The 19,163-nt window shown below is 40.4% G+C and carries 18 protein-coding genes and 2 pseudogenes; 2 read left to right on the top strand and 18 right to left on the bottom strand.

Annotated elements, in window-relative coordinates; translation table 11 throughout:
- Nucleotides 1-14: 14 nt before the first annotated feature.
- The 13 genes from BFS05_RS05395 to BFS05_RS05335 form a co-directional block, all read right to left on the bottom strand.
- Nucleotides 15-2,453 carry a glycoside hydrolase domain-containing protein gene (locus BFS05_RS05395; RefSeq protein WP_103014034.1) on the bottom strand — a complete coding sequence of 813 codons (2,439 nt, stop codon included), beginning with the start codon at nt 2,451-2,453 and terminating at the stop codon, nt 15-17.
- Between the two features lie 142 nt (nt 2,454-2,595).
- Complete coding sequence (locus BFS05_RS05390; RefSeq protein ID WP_103084953.1) at nt 2,596-3,024, bottom strand: sigma factor-like helix-turn-helix DNA-binding protein; 429 nt, start codon at nt 3,022-3,024, stop codon at nt 2,596-2,598.
- Nucleotides 2,984-4,423, bottom strand: coding sequence for an SNF2-related protein (locus BFS05_RS05385; protein WP_103084952.1), 1,440 nt, complete (start codon nt 4,421-4,423; stop codon nt 2,984-2,986). Before BFS05_RS05385 ends, BFS05_RS05390 begins: the two co-directional genes overlap by 41 nt.
- The gene (locus BFS05_RS05380; protein WP_103084951.1) at nt 4,404-4,694 is read right to left on the bottom strand and encodes a PDDEXK family nuclease; all 291 of its coding nucleotides are present in this window, start codon (nt 4,692-4,694) and stop codon (nt 4,404-4,406) included. The genes BFS05_RS05385 and BFS05_RS05380 overlap by 20 nt, the downstream gene beginning before the upstream one ends.
- Nucleotides 4,666-4,947, bottom strand: a complete 282-nt coding sequence (locus BFS05_RS05375) for a hypothetical protein (protein ID WP_258004267.1) — start codon at nt 4,945-4,947, stop codon at nt 4,666-4,668. Before BFS05_RS05375 ends, BFS05_RS05380 begins: the two co-directional genes overlap by 29 nt.
- A 451-nt stretch (nt 4,948-5,398) precedes the next feature.
- Nucleotides 5,399-7,558: a phage/plasmid primase, P4 family gene (locus BFS05_RS05370; protein ID WP_258004266.1), complete on the bottom strand. Its 2,160-nt coding sequence runs from the start codon at nt 7,556-7,558 to the stop codon at nt 5,399-5,401.
- Nucleotides 7,559-7,611: 53 nt separating this feature from the next.
- A complete protein-coding gene (locus tag BFS05_RS05365; protein WP_103084948.1) occupies nt 7,612-7,980 on the bottom strand; it encodes a DUF7768 domain-containing protein in 369 nt (122 codons plus the stop codon).
- Nucleotides 7,981-8,133: 153 nt separating this feature from the next.
- Nucleotides 8,134-11,037: a DNA polymerase gene (locus BFS05_RS05360; RefSeq protein WP_103084947.1), complete on the bottom strand. Its 2,904-nt coding sequence runs from the start codon at nt 11,035-11,037 to the stop codon at nt 8,134-8,136.
- 225 nt (nt 11,038-11,262) lie between these two features.
- Nucleotides 11,263-11,811, bottom strand: coding sequence for a DUF2815 family protein (locus BFS05_RS05355; RefSeq protein ID WP_103084946.1), 549 nt, complete (start codon nt 11,809-11,811; stop codon nt 11,263-11,265).
- Nucleotides 11,812-11,815: 4 nt separating this feature from the next.
- Nucleotides 11,816-12,946, bottom strand: a complete 1,131-nt coding sequence (locus tag BFS05_RS05350; protein WP_103084945.1) for a DUF2800 domain-containing protein — start codon at nt 12,944-12,946, stop codon at nt 11,816-11,818.
- Entirely contained in the window at nt 12,939-13,247 is a 309-nt protein-coding gene (locus BFS05_RS05345) for a hypothetical protein (protein ID WP_103084944.1), read from the bottom strand. Before BFS05_RS05345 ends, BFS05_RS05350 begins: the two co-directional genes overlap by 8 nt.
- 11 nt (nt 13,248-13,258) lie before the next feature.
- Nucleotides 13,259-13,438, bottom strand: a complete 180-nt coding sequence (locus BFS05_RS05340) for a hypothetical protein (protein ID WP_258004265.1) — start codon at nt 13,436-13,438, stop codon at nt 13,259-13,261.
- Nucleotides 13,439-13,538: 100 nt separating this feature from the next.
- Nucleotides 13,539-14,171, bottom strand: coding sequence for a sigma-70 family RNA polymerase sigma factor (locus BFS05_RS05335; protein ID WP_103084942.1), 633 nt, complete (start codon nt 14,169-14,171; stop codon nt 13,539-13,541).
- 597 nt (nt 14,172-14,768) lie between these two features.
- On the opposite strand from BFS05_RS05335, the gene BFS05_RS05330 reads away from it, so the two are divergent.
- Nucleotides 14,769-15,410 carry an IS3 family transposase gene (locus tag BFS05_RS05330; protein ID WP_103084941.1) on the top strand — a complete coding sequence of 214 codons (642 nt, stop codon included), beginning with the start codon at nt 14,769-14,771 and terminating at the stop codon, nt 15,408-15,410.
- Between the two features lie 12 nt (nt 15,411-15,422).
- A pseudogene (locus BFS05_RS07155) lies at nt 15,423-15,605 on the top strand (IS3 family transposase); the annotation flags it as partial.
- A gap of 215 nt (nt 15,606-15,820) precedes the next feature.
- Here the strand turns inward: BFS05_RS07155 and BFS05_RS05320 are convergent.
- From BFS05_RS05320 to BFS05_RS05300, 5 genes and pseudogenes are all read right to left on the bottom strand, one after another.
- Nucleotides 15,821-16,246, bottom strand: coding sequence for a hypothetical protein (locus BFS05_RS05320; RefSeq protein WP_103014072.1), 426 nt, complete (start codon nt 16,244-16,246; stop codon nt 15,821-15,823).
- On the bottom strand, nt 16,212-16,937 hold the full coding sequence (locus BFS05_RS05315; RefSeq protein ID WP_158245255.1) for an amidase domain-containing protein: 726 nt from the start codon (nt 16,935-16,937) through the stop codon (nt 16,212-16,214). The genes BFS05_RS05320 and BFS05_RS05315 overlap by 35 nt, the downstream gene beginning before the upstream one ends.
- Before the next feature lie 838 nt (nt 16,938-17,775).
- Entirely contained in the window at nt 17,776-18,021 is a 246-nt protein-coding gene (locus tag BFS05_RS05310) for a hypothetical protein (protein ID WP_004573997.1), read from the bottom strand.
- Between the two features lie 13 nt (nt 18,022-18,034).
- Nucleotides 18,035-18,598, bottom strand: coding sequence for a hypothetical protein (locus BFS05_RS05305; RefSeq protein ID WP_103014073.1), 564 nt, complete (start codon nt 18,596-18,598; stop codon nt 18,035-18,037).
- 296 nt (nt 18,599-18,894) lie between these two features.
- A pseudogene (locus tag BFS05_RS05300) lies at nt 18,895-19,041 on the bottom strand (MFS transporter); the annotation flags it as partial.
- Nucleotides 19,042-19,163 lie beyond the last annotated feature (122 nt).

Here is a 19,163-nt window from a genome sequence, read left to right as displayed (position 1 = left end):
ATTTAACTCTATGATTATTTTGATTTTGCCAGCAAATAATGAGCCATAGCAATACAGCATGCATCTCGTTCTTCATCAGTTGATTCGCCAGCAAGCCGTGCCAGCAATCCAAATCCTAGAATTTTTTCCAGACATCCATACATTTTTGCCTTAATAGAATTTTCCAGTGCTTTAAATGAACTGAAATCTAACCCATCTTGAGCATAAGCAGTATATCTCTTTTGAGCAGTAATACTACTATAATAAGTTGTCATCATATCGCTTAAAGTATGCAAATTTTCATCACTAGCATTACGTAGATTCATTCCTAAATAGATAGCGTCTGCATCATCACAAAAATCTGTAAAATTGCAGCGAATACCAAGTTTATTACTGACATGATTTGCTTTAAAATACTCTGACTGTGCACTACTGTCTGAACCAATAAGAGCATATGCTGTTTTCATACGATCAAGAGATGGATACTTTTGCAGGTACTTATGTAAGTCATCCATGCCTGTTGCAAGATCTCCTGCCCAACCAGTCCAATGATCTGGAGCTAAATTAGAATAAGCATAACAATAAAGCGTATAAGCAAAGTGTGCTATATCGTTTTTACCACCACTTATATCAGCAACTTCGTCACGCTTATTACCAATATAAGTATCCAGCTTATCTTTTAATGCAGGATATTCTTTTTCCATGAATATTATGAAAAATGGATCTGCAAACGCGCCAGCAATAGCAAATTTCCAATTCGTCATATATGCCTTAGCTAGATAATTAATCACACCTTGAGTCACGCTTAAAGGATGATACTCTAGAACCACCGCATACTTTTGATATACTTTTCGCCATTTATCATACACGCTTTCTAATTGTTGAATGAGGTCTATCACTTTTTCAATTTTTGTTAAACGAGACGTATCTGGATTAGGTGGAGCGACATAAGTAATCTTTGATTGTGGATTGCCAGTTGAATGATTTACACTTCCAACCGCTCCAAAACGTCCAGAATATGCTACTCTGTCAAGATCCCATTTACCTTTATAGCCAGGGATTTCATGGAACTGATCAAACGCCCAATTACTTGGAATAGAAAAGCCTAGATTTCCACTAAAACCTGTAGACATATCAGACACAAATGATGCTACCGCATATCCTGCTTTACTAACACGAGTACAAATATTTCTAGATGCATAAATTCCAATCCGATAACCACCATGCATATTTTCTTTAACAGCTTTGAAGTACGGCAAAATATTGCTACTAATTTCCGGATTCGTTGCATCATAATCAACCGCAAAATAGATTACTGTTGGCGGAACTCCAAGACGTTTAGCTGAAGCAACCGCTTCTTTTGCATGACGAGCTCCATTTTCTGCTGTAAAATGACGTAATTCAGTTGAATACTCTTGAAAAATAGGGAAATATTGAAGACCGTGGCTCACAATTCTTTCCAATTCTCCAGTACGCAATGCCTTAAAATAGTCCTTTTCAGCAGTGTTTTTTTGATCAGGTTCACTCAAATAACGACCAACAATCCTATAACCATCAGCCTTCAAACACTCAGCAAACTCGTCAGTAATCTCAAAACGTGTATCACACGCTACACAAGAACGATTAGGATCACCTTTCGAAGTTAACAGGCTCATCCATGTTGTTGGATCAACCTTACCTGTAACAGGAATAACATGCTCTGCTTGGAACTTATACAATGCCGACACTATTGCATTATTCCATGTTGAAGTTGGCGTAAGCGAATACCCATTACATGTGAGCGCTACGCTTGCCAACCAAACCCACTCACTCGTTCCCTCACTAATTGTCTTTAAACGTGATCGTGTGCCATTACCAAAATTGCCAGTAGCCTCAGCTGGAGTAAACCCTTCAACAGCTTGTAACACTTGAATCAATGCTGTATTCATCTCACGACCATACAGACCGTCTGTTGGAATAATTCCAGTATAATTCTTATATTTACTGTTAACAGCCTGCTGTGTTACACGAATGTCTTCTTTGCCTCCATACAACGATAACAATTTGAATTGTTTCATTGATAAAAGAACCATCATTAGTTCTAGATCCACAGTAGATGAAATATCTGAAAGACCAATATCACTTTTAAGATCAGAAATAGAGTTTGCTACATTATATGTAAATTCTTCTGTTATGCCTCCATATTCAGCCTCATACCCTTTGCACCAAAGAGCACCCTGAATAATTCCATGAATATTATTACTTTCATCTGTCTGATCAATACCATTTGGCCAGCGCTTCTTAAATCGTGACTGAGTACCTTTCCCAAAATTATTTGCCGTTTCTGTTATACCAAGCTCAATCTGCAAAGCACGAATAAGCCCATTAATTGTATCCCAACCAGTATTCCCATCAGTAATAACTGAACCAAACCCAGGCTTATCACCATAGGTTTTGTTTAACCATTGCTGTGTTAGTAATACCATCTGATCCATGTTGTGCCCTCCTTTTAGGCATGAAAAAAGCCCTGAAAGATTACTCTTCCAAGGCTTAGTATTTATAATTTTTGCTAAGTTTATAATACCATATAGAAGGCAGTGTCATCTCGTATCAGAGCGTACCAAACCGTACCATTTTTTAGATTTGGATTAGATTATCTGGTAAAACCATGTGCTCTAATGCTTTACCATGCCATCTTATAATCGTCATTCTGCTAGCATGGAGTTCTTTACCAATATCCTCCCACGTCATGTTACTCATGTAACGGTAGCGTAAAATCATCTGCTCATCCACGCTTTCAAGTTTAGAAATCACGTCCAAAATCTGCTCTTTCAAACTGATAAGCAGCGTGATCTCCGTGTTAATCTTGGCTTCTAAATCCATAACCCTTATAAGAGCTTTCACAAACGGAGCTTCCACGCTTCGAGTCGTCTGCACATACTCTCGGTCGTATCTTAATGAAGAAACACTTGTAGCAAGCTCACGCAGTCTTACTACTTCATCCATGTCAGCCTTAATTCGTTTATCAAGAAGATAGGCTTGCCGTAAGTATTCTTTTTTGTTCATTCTTACCTCCATTTTGAGGTAAGTTCTCTCTAGAACCCCTTTCCCTCACTTCATTAATTGATAGTCTTGCTTTAACCGACTCGATTAAAGCATCCTGCACTTTAGCCTTCATGCTTAAAGCCCTCATCACATCCTCATCAATCGTGTTCTTAGTGATGATGTGATGGATTACAACCGTGCCGGTTTGCCCCTGACGGTTAAGCCTAGCGTTCGTTTGCTGGTAAAGTTCCAAACTCCAAGTCAGGGAAAACCAGATAAGAGTTGAACCGCCAGCCTGTAGGTTAAGACCATGACCTGCGGAAGCCGGGTGAATCAATGCTACAGGAATCATGCCGGCATTCCAGTCAGCAATATCAGCACTCGTTTTAATCTCACGCACGTTAAAACGTTTCTTAATCCGCTCAAGATCATGCTTAAACCAGTAAGCTACAAGCACCGGTTTACCGTTAGCAGCCTCAATTAAATCCTCTAAAGCATCAAGCTTACGATCATGAATATGAACGCTTTCTTTTTTCTCGTTATAAACCGCGCCGCCTGCCATTTGAAGAAGCTTATTTGAAAGAGACGCTGCGTTAATCGCATCAATCTCTTTACCCTCCAACGACACCACCATATCCTGTTTCAGCTCATCATAGAGTTTTCGCTCATTACCGGATAACTCTACTTTCACCTCGTTTATCACACACGCCGGCATTTTCAAATAGTCTTTCGACTTCATCGAAATCGTAATATCAGCTATCTGCTTATAGATTAAACTCTCAGCACCATCTTTAGGCTTATAAGAAAAAACCATGTGCTGGTTACGCTTATCAGGATTAAAAAAGTTCTGCCGATAATACGTAATATAACGGCCTAGTCTTTCACCCATATCAAGCAGTCTAAACTCAGCCCACAAATCCATAAGCCCGTTAGAAGAAGGAGTTCCCGTAAGACCTACAATCCTTTTAACTTTCGGCCTAGCCTTCAGTAATGCTTTAAAACGTTTCGCCTGATATGATTTAAAACTTGAAAGCTCATCTATCACAACCATGTCAAAATTAAACGGTAGGCCGCTTTTCATTATCAGCCACTCCACGTTTTCACGGTTAATAATATAAACGTGAGCAGGCGTTTTTAGTGCTTGAATCCGCTCCTTCTCACTGCCTGTTACCACAGAATAAGTCAAGTGTTTTAAATGCTCCCACTTTTCTAACTCTAAAGGCCACGTAGTGTTTGCAACCCTAAGAGGAGCGATAACAAGAGTCCTGGAAACATCAAATGAGTCAAGCATCAGGTCGTTAATTGCTGTAAGACTTATCACACTCTTACCAAGTCCCATTTCAAGCAAAACCGCTGACGCTGGGTGTGTGATAATAAAATCAGTCGCATACTTTTGATACTCATGTGGCTCGTATCGCATCAATCACACCTCCAATCTGACTCCTGTCATCAACCACGAAAACCTTAAAACCTAAAGCCTGTAAATCCTTCATCCGTTTCACCTGTAAAACTCTAGGCTTTTTACCCGGTGCTTTAAGCTCCACAAAACCAATCTTCCCGCCGTTAAGTAAAACCAGCCTGTCAGGAAGCCCGTCAACGGAAGGACTTGTAAGCTTTAAACAAAGCCCTCCCGAAGCTTTAACATCACGGACGAGTTTTCGCTCAGTTTCCTTTTCTCGTAAAAAGCCCATCAGATACCTCTTTTGCCATCTCGATTATTTTCTTATCAACTTCGTTTCTCGGCTCATCGGAAACATCGCCGTAAAACACGTCAATATAGTGATTGTTTAATTGTGGGTGATCTTTGAACATGTTGTCCTCAGCGTGTGAGGATACTTCATCAATCATGTTCATGGCTTTTAGCAGTCTGTCTTGATCTTTCGCTAAAAGCACCGGGCTAATATCGACCACTAATTGGCTAATCAGACTCTTAGTCAGTCGCATTGTTGCTCCTGCTTGCTTGTAGGTTTCTACTGTTCTCTCATTTTTGTTAATCATGGTTTATTCCACCTTTCTCAAATCTTATTTTTCATTTATTGGATAGTGTTGTTTCATTCGTTGGTTTTGCCCGTTTACATCAGGCGAATGTTATTTGTGTAGCCATGTATGCTTTAGACCCATCTTTTACTTTTCTCTATATACACTTATATTTCTTTTATTTTTTCTTCTTATATAAAAAGTAAAGAAAAAGGGTACACTACAATACAAAACCCCTATTTATCAGGCTTTTCTTTCTTGAAAACGTGCATGGTAGCGTGTAGGCAACGCCTATTTTCGTGTATGAAAAAATCTCATAGAGCATTTTTCTCTGAACCCGGTTTTTACCATGTAAAACATTTGCCTACACGCCAATACATTTTTCAGGAAGTATCTTTCAGTTTTACCGTGTTTTCCATCAAAGAAAATCCTCCTGTGCCTGCAAATTAGGATTAATGGAAAGCCCACACCACTGATACCCTTTACCCGTCCGTTTTTTGCTATAACCCGCTAACAGTAAAGCCTTAGAAAAATCCCTATCGTTTCTAACATATTCACCATTAAGATTTGCCCACTGACGGTAAGACAAGTAAAGACTCCTACTCATCTCCGTTTCATTCACGCCCTTAATGCAATAATCAGTGATGAAATGGCCTATCCAGTCGTTTTCAGCCCGATAAGCGTCCTTAGCCTGCTCTACCACCTTACAAGTAGGGAATTTATAACTGTTTTGGATATAAAGCTTGGCTCCTTCAATCATCCATTGAAGTATTGCACCACCTGCTTTTCGCAAAAGTTCATCAACATAGTCTGTTTTCGGATTCTTGATTTCTTTCGTAAACGGTGCAACAAAGATTCTCCGCCACGTTCCCTTATCGTTCGAACCGACTTTCGGCAGATGGTTCGTGTAGAGAATAGTTGAGTGGCTTGGTGTAAACGTAAAAGGAGCATAATATTTCCTCTCAGCTGAAATATCATCCACGCTTGCTATCTGTTTCAGCATGGAAATAGAAAGCCTTTGTCCTTCCTCGGTTTCAGAGGCAAGAATAAACCTTTTACCGCAAAGCTCCGCTAAATCCACCTTCACGTTTTTAGCCCGAGTGGTTAAAGACTCCGCAGGTATTTTCCCCGCATAATCTCCAAGCACATGTGCTTCCGCATTAAACACGGTCGACTTACCGTTACCGCCTGACCCGTACACTAGCAAAAGCGATTCTTCAAACACTTGACCTATAAGCGTACTACCCGCATGGCTTTGAAGAAATGTCTGAAACTCTTTATCACCTGCGGTAACCATATCAAGCGTTGTCTGCCACAATCCCATGTTCTCCTGTGAAGGACAAACAGCGGTCATTTTCGTACAGTACAAACACGGATCATGTGCTTTTAGCATGCCTGTCTTTAAATCCACGATTCCGCAAGGCGTGTTTAGAATGAAAGCATCACGATCCAGTTCTTCGTTTGCAACTTCCAGCATGGATTTAGCAAGCTTTAATATCCCGGACACTTTACTGTGATCATTCATCTTCTTAGCAAACGAAAGATACTGCTTTGCTCGATTCACTTCACTCTTTGCTTTATCCGCCTGCTCTTTATCACCTGATGATTCAGCTTGAATGAACTGTTCGTAAGCTGTCTTAAACTCAACACCGGCATTCTTCAAAACCTTTTTAGCAATAAGCATGTAAAGTTTCATAACTTTAAGCTCAGACGCTTCCCACTTCTTGCCCGTCCAGTAAAGCCAGCCGGCAGACATCGTATAAACAGCCTTATTCTTGTTATGTTTGGCAAAAACCTCAGCCATCGCAATATCTGTTAAATCATCAGGCTTATACTCCTCATAGCTTTTGCCATACTCGCTAGGCGGAATATAACCTTCTTGACTTGCTACTTTAAGCCCGAACTTTTTAGCCGAATACCAGATTTTAGATAATTCTGCGTCAGGCAAAGGAGGATTGCACCGTTCTGCTTCACTCAAAAACTTCTCATGTGTTTCATCTGTCGCACCATAACGTTTGATGAGTTTTCCTGCAATATGACTAAGCCTAGAGTTTCTCTGCCCTGATGGTATTTCTTCTGTTCCTGCATCAAATTCACTGAAATCTTCTTCCGAGAGAAAATCAGTAATTGTTTTTTCACCCTCGTAAAGTTCTACCTGCGGAGTTTTAACACCGTAGAGAAAACGTGCCGCATCAAGAGCGTTACTGTCAAAATACGGGAATACTGATTGAATCCTTGTTTTAAGCTCCACATAAGCTTTAGCATCGCTTACTTCTTCAATTGGAAAATACACGTGAAAACGTGGCCTTGCACACTTCCCATGCTTGTCTTTCATGTGGTTTCTACTATAAGACGCGTAAAAGCACACGTTCGGAAACGCTAAAGCAACATCAAAAGGCGTCACCCAGTCTTTACCAACATCAGAATGGTCGTTATCACAGTCCATCGGAATACAGGTAGATGAGAGAAAATTATCTTTAGACCTATAACTGTTAGTAAATTGTGCTGTGACATGGTCAAAAGAGATAGCCTTATTAAAGCTATCTCGATCACAGACTTTTATTTCGTCAGGATACAAGCAGTTACTACTGTTTCCCACACAGGAAGCTGTATAAATTTTGCATTCAAGCATCAATATTCACCCCCTAAATCCTTATCCGTAAAATACTTAATCGGCTGCCTGCGTTTTTCTGCCAGATTGATTTCTACTTGCATGCCGCCTGTGATTTTCTCCCCGAACACCCACAGCTCGTTGCACTTGCCTAAGAGGATAATGTCCATAAACATCGCATCCCCTCTATGCTTTTGATTCTCATCATCCATGAACGGGAAAAGCAGGTGTGGAGTGATAGGGATTGCTCCGCGTGAATACGCGTAAGCCGCACACCGGATAGCGTGCTCAACGTTTTTCTCCTTATCTCCACGGTAGGGAGCACAAATGTAGACGATAGGCTTAAAGTTCGGTGTTGTTTCTAAATGCTTTTTATAAGACTTACCCACTTTTAGTCTCCTTTAACGCCACGTTTTTGCTTACTAATATTGTTTTTAATAGTCATTCGCGTATCCTTTTACGTTCTTTTTGAAGGCGGTATTGCCTTCTAAATCACAGGCAAAGAAAAAGAGCAGGTTTTTAACCCTGCTCCTAAAATTTTTTTAATCTTTTTTGTAAAACTCGCACTCGTAGCCGTCAGCTCGTAAAACAAGCCCTTCCGCCCAAGGTGGTGTTCTTCCCATGAGCTCACACACGCTTTGAACACTCACATTCTTATCGGTTTCGATAATGGCTTCATCATGCACGTGCGCGACGATGCGATATTCTTTCAGCGTTTGCATAGCATAGATGAGAATGTCACGAGCTATAGCTTGCGTAATGTTTTCCACAAATTTAGGACCGTAGCTTTCCAGCCGCTCCCATTTTTTAGTAGACCCCACACCCTCATAGGTGACTGATTCACCACCATACTTGTTTTCTTCCACACGTGGCTTCACATAGTAAAGGCATCTTTTCGAAGGCAGTTCGATGATAAGAAACCCACTCTTATAAGTGAACACAATATTGTGTGTTCGCACAGATACGTGTTCGCGCACACACTGTTTTACCGCTCTGTCCACATCCCACCACAATGAAACAATATGCGGATTAGCAGATCTCCAATCATTAACCAACTGTTGCAAACCATCTTCATGTAAACCCATATCAAGAGCACCCATTGCCTTTAATGCTCCTACTGCACCACCGTAGCCACAGTTATGCACGAGCTTCCCCGATACGGTAAAACGATGATTTGGTCCGGCATTTCGTATGTCATAAACTCGAGCCTTGCTTCGATTAAACGCCAGTTTTTTCTGTGTTGTTCTACAGCTGTATTTGCTCTTGATATGATTTCTTCTCTGCCCATTCCTTTCGATAGCATTCTTGTAACTACCGATCTTGCGTATGGCCAATATTGTTGCTCCCACCGTGTTAGGATAGCGTTCTGCTTGTTGTTTTGATTGACTATTCTTGGAACAAAGCGGATATTTCCTTTTTCGTAGTTGCCGTTTGTATTTATCCGATCTAATTCCCAGTCTTTTCGCACATTGTCTACCTCTTGTAAAATCCACAAGCCTGCTTCTAAAACAGAATGGAAGCACCACTTTATCCCTCTTGCACCATAGTTTTTGTAATTTGGATCTCTTGGATTGATGCATCGCTGTTTCGCAGCACTTAGCCGCTTTTCTAACCATATTGGTATTTGTTTCGGCTGCGAGCAAGCTTGACACCCTTTTGATTTGCCCGACTTTAGACTGTTTAAGTCCTGCCATTGAACGCTTCCGCACCCTACGCATTGTGTCAATACATAACAGTGGTTTTGCTTTTGATTCCAGTGTTTCTCTGCACTTATGATTTTCACCCAGCCGTATTGTTCTCCGACCATCTCCGGTTTGTATGAGATGTGTTTTGCAGATGGCGGATTCAATAAACCGTATTGGCTTCGGTTTCCCTTTAACCCAGACGAGATGGTCTGGTGTTGCTCTAAGTCCTTCATACTCGATTACCTCCTTTACACCCTTAAAAACAACTCCGTTATGGTTGACCCAGTTTTCTCCGTCCCACACTTTTTGTTTTGTAGTGACTTCTTCAATTGGAACAAGCCCTTCATCTGTGAGTACAAGTTCACCTTCAGCAATACAAGCAAGTTCCGCTATCTTACCTTTCTGCCGCAGGTGCCCGTTTACTCCGTGTTTTTCAACAGGTACGCCAAACATTTGAGAGGCTGACGAGCAGTAGATGTCTTTACCTTCCGCGAATACTCGCATACGCCATTTTTCACCTGCAAGCCAGGCAAGGACTCTAGCTTCGATTGCTGAAAAGTCCGCGACAATAAACTTAAATCCCGTGCGTGGAATAAAAGCAGTGCGAATAAGCTGGGATAAAGTATCCGGAATATCCTCATAAAGCATTTCCAACGCTTCAACATTTCCTTGTTTAACAAGACTTCTAGCCTCCGCTAGATCAGGAAAATGGTTTTGTGGCAGGTTTTGTAATTGCACGAGCCTTCCCGCAAACCTTCCTGTACGGTTTGCACCATAGAAGCGAAACATGCCACGCTCCCGATAATCCATGCATGCAGCGTTTTTCATCACCGTATACTTTTTCACCGATGATTTAGCAAGCTGCTGACGAAGCCGCAACACTTCCGCCAACTCTTTACCCACTGTTTTAAGCTCTTTAGCGACTTCTTTTTTACCAAGCGACTCCATTTCAAGACCATGCTTTTTAAGCCAAGAGCGCATTTGTAACACTGAATTCGGGTTTTCTAAACCTGTAACATGTTTAATCTCACTCACGAGATGCGTTTTCACCTCCTGGTCGAGTTTTATAGCTGAATCAACGAAAAGAGAATCTATTTCAATCCCACGATCGTTAATAGTTTGGTCGAGATAAAACTCCTGCCATAAAAAGTCTGGCACGGGAAAGCGTGAGAGCTTTTCTTGAATACTCATCTCAACTTCCACATCACGCTTGTTATACGATTTAAACAGCTCCCACTTTTCCTTATCGTGAAAATACTTGTTTCTTGTTCTTCCACCGTTTACTTTCGTAGGATTACACGGTAGGCAGAAGTATTTAATAAGATTCTTACCTTCAGTGAGTTTCTGCTTATCAAGCCCCAGTACTGCTCCCACGCTTTCCAAAGACATGGGAAGCCCCAGTGTGGCTGACCAGATCATTGTGCAATGCCAGGAGCTTGGGTTTAAAAACAAGCCTTCACTTTTCACTGTCTGACCAGGGTTAACATTGATGCCTTTATCTCGCAGGTAGCGTGATAAGCAGACTCTTTCAAACTGAGCGTTAAACGCCCACTTGGTTACTGTTTCATCTGTTAAAGCGGAAAGCACAACCTCGGGTATGGTTTCACCTTGCGCTAAATCAACGACTTTAACTTCACTACCGTCCACACTGTAGCCAAAAAGCAGTATCTCAAAATCATCCGATTCTGCATACTTGTAAACCCCACATTTACCAAGATTTACACTCGAAAACGTTTCCAAATCCACACTCAAATTTTCCAAATTACATCACCTCCAAGTTAATAAAAGAGGTGACAGAAAACCTGCCACCCCACTTATAGAATCTTCTAAATCCTATTTTCAGGAATCTTCTAATTCCTATTTAGAATGTGTTTAATATCAACGTAAAGACTCACGAGTTTCTTTACCGTGAAATCAAGAAGTAATACTCCTATAAACACTGAAATAAAAACCGCTATAACAATTTCCATAATTAACTCACGCTCCTTATGCTAGAAAATCATCATCTTCTAAAGTCGTAAAATCATCGGTTGCGAGACTACGTCCGCCGAGTGGCTCACCGTCTCGAATCTTTTGAATATTGCCAAGACCGCAAGCAACTCCCTTATTACCGTTAGAGTTAAACGCGTAAAAGTTGATGGAAACCCTCGCATAGCAGCCTGAATACACTTCACTGCGATCCATGATTGGTTTTACCTGCTTGTCTACAATCTGCGGAGCCGTGGTTGAGTTCGCGTTAATAAAATAATGTCCTTTATACGCTTCATCATCACGCTCAATATCCCCGTCCCTCAGTGGTGTTTTAAGAGCAGCCTTGTTTGGTTTTTTACCGCCGAACTTGCCGACACCTTCCTCAATCGCAGCATCAATAGCTTTCTCAATAGCCGTAATCGTTTCAACATCACTTTTAGGGATAAGCAGTGAAACACTGTATTTTTCAGGGCCGCCGTTAATAGATTTTGGCTCCCAACCGTTGAAATAGGAAAGACGCGTGTTTTTACCGGTGATAACTTTCGTGTTATTTAATTTAGACATAGTACTAATTCTCCTTTTTGAATTCTTGGTTTACATTTGTTACGTTAACTTTTGCCCGCTTATCCGAGTCTGGTACGAGCGTAAGTTTTCCGGACGGTTTTATAATGAGGTCGCCCAGAATATCCTCAAATTTTTTCTTGCCCATCAGCTTTTGCATTTCTGTTAAACCGATAAGACTAGTTTTGAAAATGTCGGTAAAGCCATGAGCTTTTGCTTTCTCAATAACAGCTGTCTCGTCCTTAAACTTGCGAACTGATCTGCCTTCTACGAGTTTGAAACCAGACCACTCTTTACCATGGTTTATAGCGGAATCTGTGGCGTAAGCTAAAACATCATCAGCCCACTTTGTTAACTGTGGGATAAGCGTGAGCACTTCTTCAATCTCACTATCTGTTAAAACAGATGGCTCTTTGAACTCAAGTTCTGCAAGTTTAAGGTTTTCTTCCGCACGTTTACGGCACGTGGCTTTTGCTCTGCAAAATCTGCACCAGTCTCCGGCTTCAAATTCGCCTTCGCCTTTAATAGCAAGCTCTGCTTTAGGTTTAAGCACGCTTTCAGCCCAAGAAATAAGCTCCGCGACAGGTAGTGTGAAAGTTGATACGTTGTCACGTCTTGGCTGAAAAATACTCATCTCAACAGTTTGAATCTCGTACAAGCTGTCGAAAAGCGTTAAAGCTCCAAGAGCGTAGCATTTCATCTGAGGATTCTCGTAAGCATCAACCAGCACGCCTTGACCGTACTTAAAGTCGATAACCTGCAGAGTTTTTTCGCCTACAATAATGCAGTCCGCTGTACCAAACCCGTCCGGCACGTAAGCTGAAAAATCAACTTTCTGCTCGATGAGAATAATAGGATCTTGACAGTTAAGTTTTGCCTGCTCGTATTTTTCCAACACGAAATCCACGTAAGCATCCGAGCATTCCTGCATCTCACTTGAGTCATACTCGGTTAACGGTTTTTCACACGGACGGTTAAGAAACTTATTCAGCTTGTACTCACACCACGCGTGTGCTGCCGTTCCTTCCTTTGCTGCAGCAGAAGTAGTGTTTTCAAACTTTTCTTCTAAAACAGCACTAGGAGTACACTTAATCCACCTGTGAGCAGAAGACGGTGAAAGTAAAGCATGCTTAGTCACCTTTAATTCCCTCCGCTTCATGCAATAGGCTCTCATACTCGCTTTCAGGAACATCCGATAGCTTTTGCGCACCGTGCTTAACGATGAGTTTCTTCACATCAGCTGTCTTTCCCATCTGGCTAAGCTTTGCTAAAACCGCTCGCACATCCTCTAAACTCACCTTTTTAACAGACTCCTTATTATTAAGAGCTGTTTCTTTACAACCAGCACCAGAAGCACCAGCATCATCAAATAGTGCTTTAAGATGAGCTGTTAAGTTTTCCAAGTCTTTGATGACTTCTCTCAATATTTCCTTGTTCACGGTTTTCCTCCTTAAACTTCTTTGACATCAACTGACTGAACGCTCTTTCCGGGATCTAATAGGTAGACTTGCGAGTAATCACCAAACAGCCAGCGGATAAAACGCTTAGGTAATCGCATCACAGCTCCACGTAGAACCTGTTTCTTCTCACCGTTTTCACCGGTGACGTTAATAACGATCTTGTGTTTCACGAGTTTTGCCTCCTTTCTGTAAGGGGTTTCTTCCTTACACATCACAGGCAAAGAAAAAGGAGGAGTTTTTAACCTCCTCCTAAAAAATTTCTAGAATTTTTTAACGCGTTTTTCTAAGCTTTTCGAGAGCCTTATCCAAATGCTTTTTCACGCCAGCAGACGAAATACCAAGCATGCTCGCAATCTCTGATTGAGTGTATCCTTCAACAAACATCAGTTTTACTACTTGACTCTGCTTATCTGTCAGCACTGAAAGCATAGATTCTGTTCTCTCTGACATTTCAAAACCATAATCGTTGGTAATAAAACCATAATCATCAGTAGTACTGAGAGCTTCAGCAAGATGACTTTTATCTACTTCAAGCTCACCATCTGCATCGAAGTCAAGCGAAAGATTATAGTTACGTGGAAAATGCTCTTCAGCAGCATACTCAACATCATCCTTGTTAGGCTCATAACCGTGCTTAAGATTAAAACGCCGGATATATTCTTCTTTCCACGCCCTAATCTCAGCTTTTTCTTCAGCAGTTCTACCTGGACGCAGGTTCTTATTGTTGTAGTAAACCTCACTGTCATCCATTGAGTGAAGCATTTTAATATCCGCTTGAGTGACACCATTTTCGCCCGGCTTGATTTCGATAGTTTCTTCACTATAACTACCATCTTCATTACGAACACAACTTGTATACTTATATGTTGCTCGATCGTTGCTATTAGTTTTGCGAGTCCTCATGCTCACCCTTCCCGCCTGCAGCGGTAGGGTGAAGACACATACAAAAAAGAGCCGATACTTTATGAAGTACCGACTCTAATACCTGAAAAACAGCCATAGTAGAATAGAGGTACTTCATAGGAGTCATGAAAAAACCATGAGGATCCTATTGACGTATCTCATCGCCCTATAGCTAATCAGGCTTTAACTGTTTATTAGTAGTGTCTTATTGATTAATCATTAACCACAATCTTGTTAATTGTTCCAAAAATTCTTATAACATTTACCCGCTCTTTCTTAAAACCCGTATCATGAGTGTAAAAAAGAGTGGAATAATCTCGTTTTTATAACAGTTTGACATGTAAAAACCACACTTGCCTTGAAAGCTACGTGCTTTGAGGTTTAAGCGTTAACAATGTTTTCACCCCCCTTCTCGTTAAACAACACTCGTTTTAGAAAACAAAACGAGCATTAGCCACGCTCTAATAGAGTCCCAACCGTGGCTAATAAAGTCCCAACTGTATTTAATACAATCCCAACAAATCTAATATAATCCCAACCGTATTAATATCAGAAATCCTCACTCCGCAAAAAGTGTTATAGGCCTAACTACTTTTAGTGTTACCTTTAGAGCTTCTGATTAAAACACTTCAGATAAAGCGTTCAAGTTATTACTATGCTAAAAAGGCTCTTCAAAAAAAAACTGACAAATACGCACATATACGAGGTTGCATACACAAGATTGCAGAAGAAAACTTCTTTACTTATGACTCTCCTAGAATATGGTTAGTGTTGAGAACTAAAGGTATTAAAGTATCTGAAAAAGTAGTAAGACGGCTCATGAAAGAAGAGTTAATTGAGATTAGATATGCCAGGCGTAAAAGACGCTATTCAAGTTACATAGGAGAAATTACTCCCGCATGCAGTAACATCGTTAATAATAATTTTCATGCAAATTCACCTAATAAGATTTGGCTTACAGACATTACTGAGTTTTCAGCAAAAGAGTCAAAACTCTATTTAAGCCCTATGATTGACTGTTTTGATGGTAAAGTGGTCTCTTACGCTCTTTCAAACCACCCATATCAGTGTCTTGAAGATGAAATGTTAGAAGGGTCTTTATCTACCCTCGACACTACAGAATGTAAAAGCTTAGCTATTCATACCGATAGAGGAAATCACTATAGAGGTGGCAGGTGGATTGAGAGATTAGAAGGTCTTGGTATTACACGCTCCATGTCAAGAAAAGGAAACAGTTGAGATAATGCTGCCTGTGAAGGCTTTTTTGGACGAATGAAAACAGAAATGTATTATCCACTTAACTGGGATAGTACAGAAGAATTACGTAAAGCTATTCATACTTACATTGATTTTTACAACAACCACAGAATTAAAACAGGTCTTAATGGAAAGACAATTACGGAACATCGTGCTATAGTTGCACAAAATGTCTAAAAACTGTCCTAAGCCCCTTTTGGCCTATATCTCATGAGACGCAATAGCACTCGCAGTGATGAGAATATATAAAAATCTAGGCGAATAGCACAAAGGTTATTCGCCTAGAATCTGGCAGGTATATAGCAATCGGTACTACATTCCCTTATGAGAAAAACTAGTCATCGAATGCGCAAGAATATACCTAACTGTAGATTTTTCATATGGTTTTACTGTCACTTTATTTTGCGTTGTTCCCAGAATGCTAGGAATGTCACCACAGCACCGGACAAGATTGTAGCAACGGTGTTAATCTGCGTTCCAGGGCTCCAAGCATAGCTAACAACAGGCAATTTCAGCACACTGCATGCTATATAATCGCCAAATAGAATAATCAACAATGTAATTATAATCACTGTCACATCCACGATAGCTATAACTTTTCTGCGGTACAAACAAGTAGTTGTTATTGCAACCAATAACTGAATCAACGCACCAACAACCCCGCACGCCATGAGAGCGTAGAATGGAGCGTACAGAGCAGAGGTGTTCAACCAGAAGCGATAAACTAGTATTCCTAGGCCTGCTAGCACAGCTATTAGGGGTATTAGCTGTAGCCTATTACCTTTAGCGGCGGACACGATAGTACGTTCCTCTGCCATTTGAATCTGGCCATCCGCCATTCCATTTAAGGTAGTTGTTGGTATGTTGTGCAATCCGCAACTTTCTACCGCTCTTGGTGTGGACGAAGCCCACATGATCTACAGTCCCATCACTTGTGAAGTCTACAGCAATGAAATCTCCACTACGCACATTAGACACGAAACTATCCCAGTGCTTTGTGCTATAACCAGACCCCATGTAGTTTTTGAAAACATTGGCATTCACCCATGATGTAGAGCGATCTCCCTTCGATTTCCACCACCATCCTTTATTTTGATCATTATAGGTATCCATTGGTACACCACCGGCGTGTAGGATCTGCGAAGCAAAATTAGTGCAGTCAACAGGGGCACCATACCATTTCTTTTCCTCACCATATTTGCCATTAATCCCTGTTGCCCACTTCTCGGCATAAGCGCGAGCCTTACTAAGGTCGATACCGGAATTTCGCAAAGCATAAACTGGTCTATCATTCCCATTTTTAGGCTTGGTTGGAATCCACATTTTTGCGAGAGCAATACCATCGTCTTTAGAAAGCTCACCTTCGGAAATCTTAAGATTGAACGCATCTAACTGTTCGATAATTTGTGAGTTCTCTTTAGGGTTTTCATAAACATCAAGAAATTGAACCAATGGTTGTAAATCTGGACGGCCATCCAAAACTTCAGTAATAATAATCTGTTTGTACATAGATGCTGTGTCGACGGTTAGTTCTGGTAGAGAATATTTGGTTTGAGCAGCTCTGAGGTCACTCGCGTAGAGAGCAACATATTTAGCCTTGGCAGCATCGCCATTGACATAGGTATCTAATAAATATAAAGTCTTCCCTTGGAACTTAACAGTATTAGTTGCAGTTTCTTGATTGGCAAGAAAGTCTTCACTGTGAGGCGGGGATGCGGATGCCATTGATGGAAATATTCCAATTGTAAACAATAGGCAAAATGCACACATTTTTACTGTGGATTTGTGTTTCATAATATTACTCCTTTGAATTAATTACAACAACACAATTATATATTATACACAAACTTCTTTGAATGTCAAAATGTCACAGTATTAGTAGATCATTGCTGCTTTAGACGCTTTGCTCGGTTGGTTAATTGCCGCATCTGATGGTGCGGTTCAACGCAATGATGGCAGCGACAAGGCGAAGCCAACACAAGCTTGGTTGGCTTTCTTCAATACCTACTCGTTCGTCCAGTCATCTTCTGATGATGCTTCGTAGCACGTGAGATGATTCAAGGGATGATTAGATGAGTGCATTTTAAGCTTTGTATAGAATAGTTTTTATTTCAAAAAATATATAAAACCAATCTAGTGATTTTTGAAAATAAAATTAGGAATATTAAATTTATTGCATTAAAACTAAAAAGAAGGTCTATAGGCCGAAAAGGGGCTTATGATAATTTCTTAAGTATTTTATGCAGTAATAGCACGATTATCTTTTAAGCCCCTTTTGTTTTCAATGTCAAGTAATGCTGAATGTTAAGCTTTTTTAGCTTAATAACAGCGAGTTTTCCGTGGTATTTCAACGATAACTCGGGTTTTTAGACACACTTTTTTGCCGCTTATCCTCAAAAATGGTTCCTTCATTAGGCAACGACATCGTTGTCATCAAAGCAAGCATGAACATAAGCGGACCGAGCGCATTCCCATACGTTTTGAACATCACACCAAAATCATGGCCGAATACCACCATCGACAAGTAAAGGAACATAAAATTCACAGCTGTAAACAGAACCAACTTCAGCACGAACATAAGAACCTTGTACATAAGAATATTCTCCTCACTTACTCCACGGAGTCGCACACCAAATAGCAGAAGCTGCTAAACTTGCAGCTAGGGCCACAGCTCCACCTCTAAATGCGGCTGGACCAACTGCCTTTAAAATATACATAGCAGCTTGCTTCCAAAGCTGATTTTCAAGTAACTTTGTTAAAGCACCATGAAATATTCCAATAAGGCTGCTTAGACCAGTAGTTTCAAGTACACATTTAGCATAATCCTTCGAACGCACTGCATGATTATCATTAGACGAAATCTTATCAACAGATGCATTTGCATTGAGCTTATGAATTAAATTCTCAAGCACTTCTTTCGGAACATGAGAAAACTCCCCTGCTTGTGTTATAGTCCATTTTTTATTAATTTTATTAAACTTGAGATACCTTGAAAAAATAATTTCAAGACGCTTAGCATAATTATCTATATTCGCATCACTGACATTACTTTCTACAACACTTGGTCCATTATCCACTATCTCACTAGCTTGAGCAGTTGATACCAGAGAAATACAGGTTGATAATGCTGCAACAACTACAGCAATAGACTTAAAAATATGACATTTCATAGAAATTCTCCTTTGTAATTACAATATATAAAAGACCTATCATTAGGTTTAGTACTCATCTTATTCCATAATTTTTTGCCATACAATTGTTGTTGTTATTTTTGATAATATATAAAATGTATAAGGTGTTCTCAGTTTTACTTGTAACAAATAGGAATAGGGTTATCCCCCCCCCAAATACTAAATTATGCAAATAGACTACAATTAGAATACTCAAAATCACAACTACATCCCTAGTCTGTAGCGTAGCTCGTGTTTGGTAGCTGCGGCAAAACAACAAGAAGACCGGCGGTAAAAATCAGCGCGAGTATAGGCAAAACCGATCCTTCATACGCTTGATTGCCGAGCATAGAAAAACATAAGCCAACCAGAGCCCATCGCAATGCCGGACTAATAGATCTCATGCGAATAAAAATATTATTCTTACTAAATATTGACTTCACAGCAACCAGCTCTCCCCTAAAACTCTCTCCAAACAATGCAAACTTGCATGCAAGACTACATAACTACTTACACGCAGGCTTACATGCAAACTTACATAACTACCTTCAAATCGCTACCAAAC

Source organism: Gardnerella coleohominis, from assembly GCF_002896555.1.
In the GTDB taxonomy this organism is placed as follows: domain Bacteria; phylum Actinomycetota; class Actinomycetes; order Actinomycetales; family Bifidobacteriaceae; genus Bifidobacterium; species Bifidobacterium vaginale_F.
This window is presented reverse-complemented; position numbering and strand designations above follow the sequence as displayed.

What these genes read in the sequence shown, in the direction of transcription:
- BFS05_RS05395 (WP_103014034.1), bottom strand. Translation starts at nt 2,453, where the DNA reads ATGGATCAGATGGTATTACTAACACAGCAATGGTTAAACAAAACCTAT.
- BFS05_RS05390 (WP_103084953.1), bottom strand. Translation starts at nt 3,024, where the DNA reads ATGAACAAAAAAGAATACTTACGGCAAGCCTATCTTCTTGATAAACGA.
- BFS05_RS05385 (WP_103084952.1), bottom strand. Translation starts at nt 4,423, where the DNA reads ATGCGATACGAGCCACATGAGTATCAAAAGTATGCGACTGATTTTATT.
- BFS05_RS05380 (WP_103084951.1), bottom strand. Translation starts at nt 4,694, where the DNA reads ATGGGCTTTTTACGAGAAAAGGAAACTGAGCGAAAACTCGTCCGTGAT.
- BFS05_RS05375 (WP_258004267.1), bottom strand. Translation starts at nt 4,947, where the DNA reads ATGCGACTGACTAAGAGTCTGATTAGCCAATTAGTGGTCGATATTAGC.
- BFS05_RS05355 (WP_103084946.1), bottom strand. Translation starts at nt 11,811, where the DNA reads ATGTCTAAATTAAATAACACGAAAGTTATCACCGGTAAAAACACGCGT.
- BFS05_RS05335 (WP_103084942.1), bottom strand. Translation starts at nt 14,171, where the DNA reads ATGAGGACTCGCAAAACTAATAGCAACGATCGAGCAACATATAAGTAT.
- BFS05_RS05320 (WP_103014072.1), bottom strand. Translation starts at nt 16,246, where the DNA reads ATGGCAGAGGAACGTACTATCGTGTCCGCCGCTAAAGGTAATAGGCTA.
- BFS05_RS05315 (WP_158245255.1), bottom strand. Translation starts at nt 16,937, where the DNA reads ATGTACAAACAGATTATTATTACTGAAGTTTTGGATGGCCGTCCAGAT.
- BFS05_RS05310 (WP_004573997.1), bottom strand. Translation starts at nt 18,021, where the DNA reads ATGTACAAGGTTCTTATGTTCGTGCTGAAGTTGGTTCTGTTTACAGCT.
- BFS05_RS05305 (WP_103014073.1), bottom strand. Translation starts at nt 18,598, where the DNA reads ATGAAATGTCATATTTTTAAGTCTATTGCTGTAGTTGTTGCAGCATTA.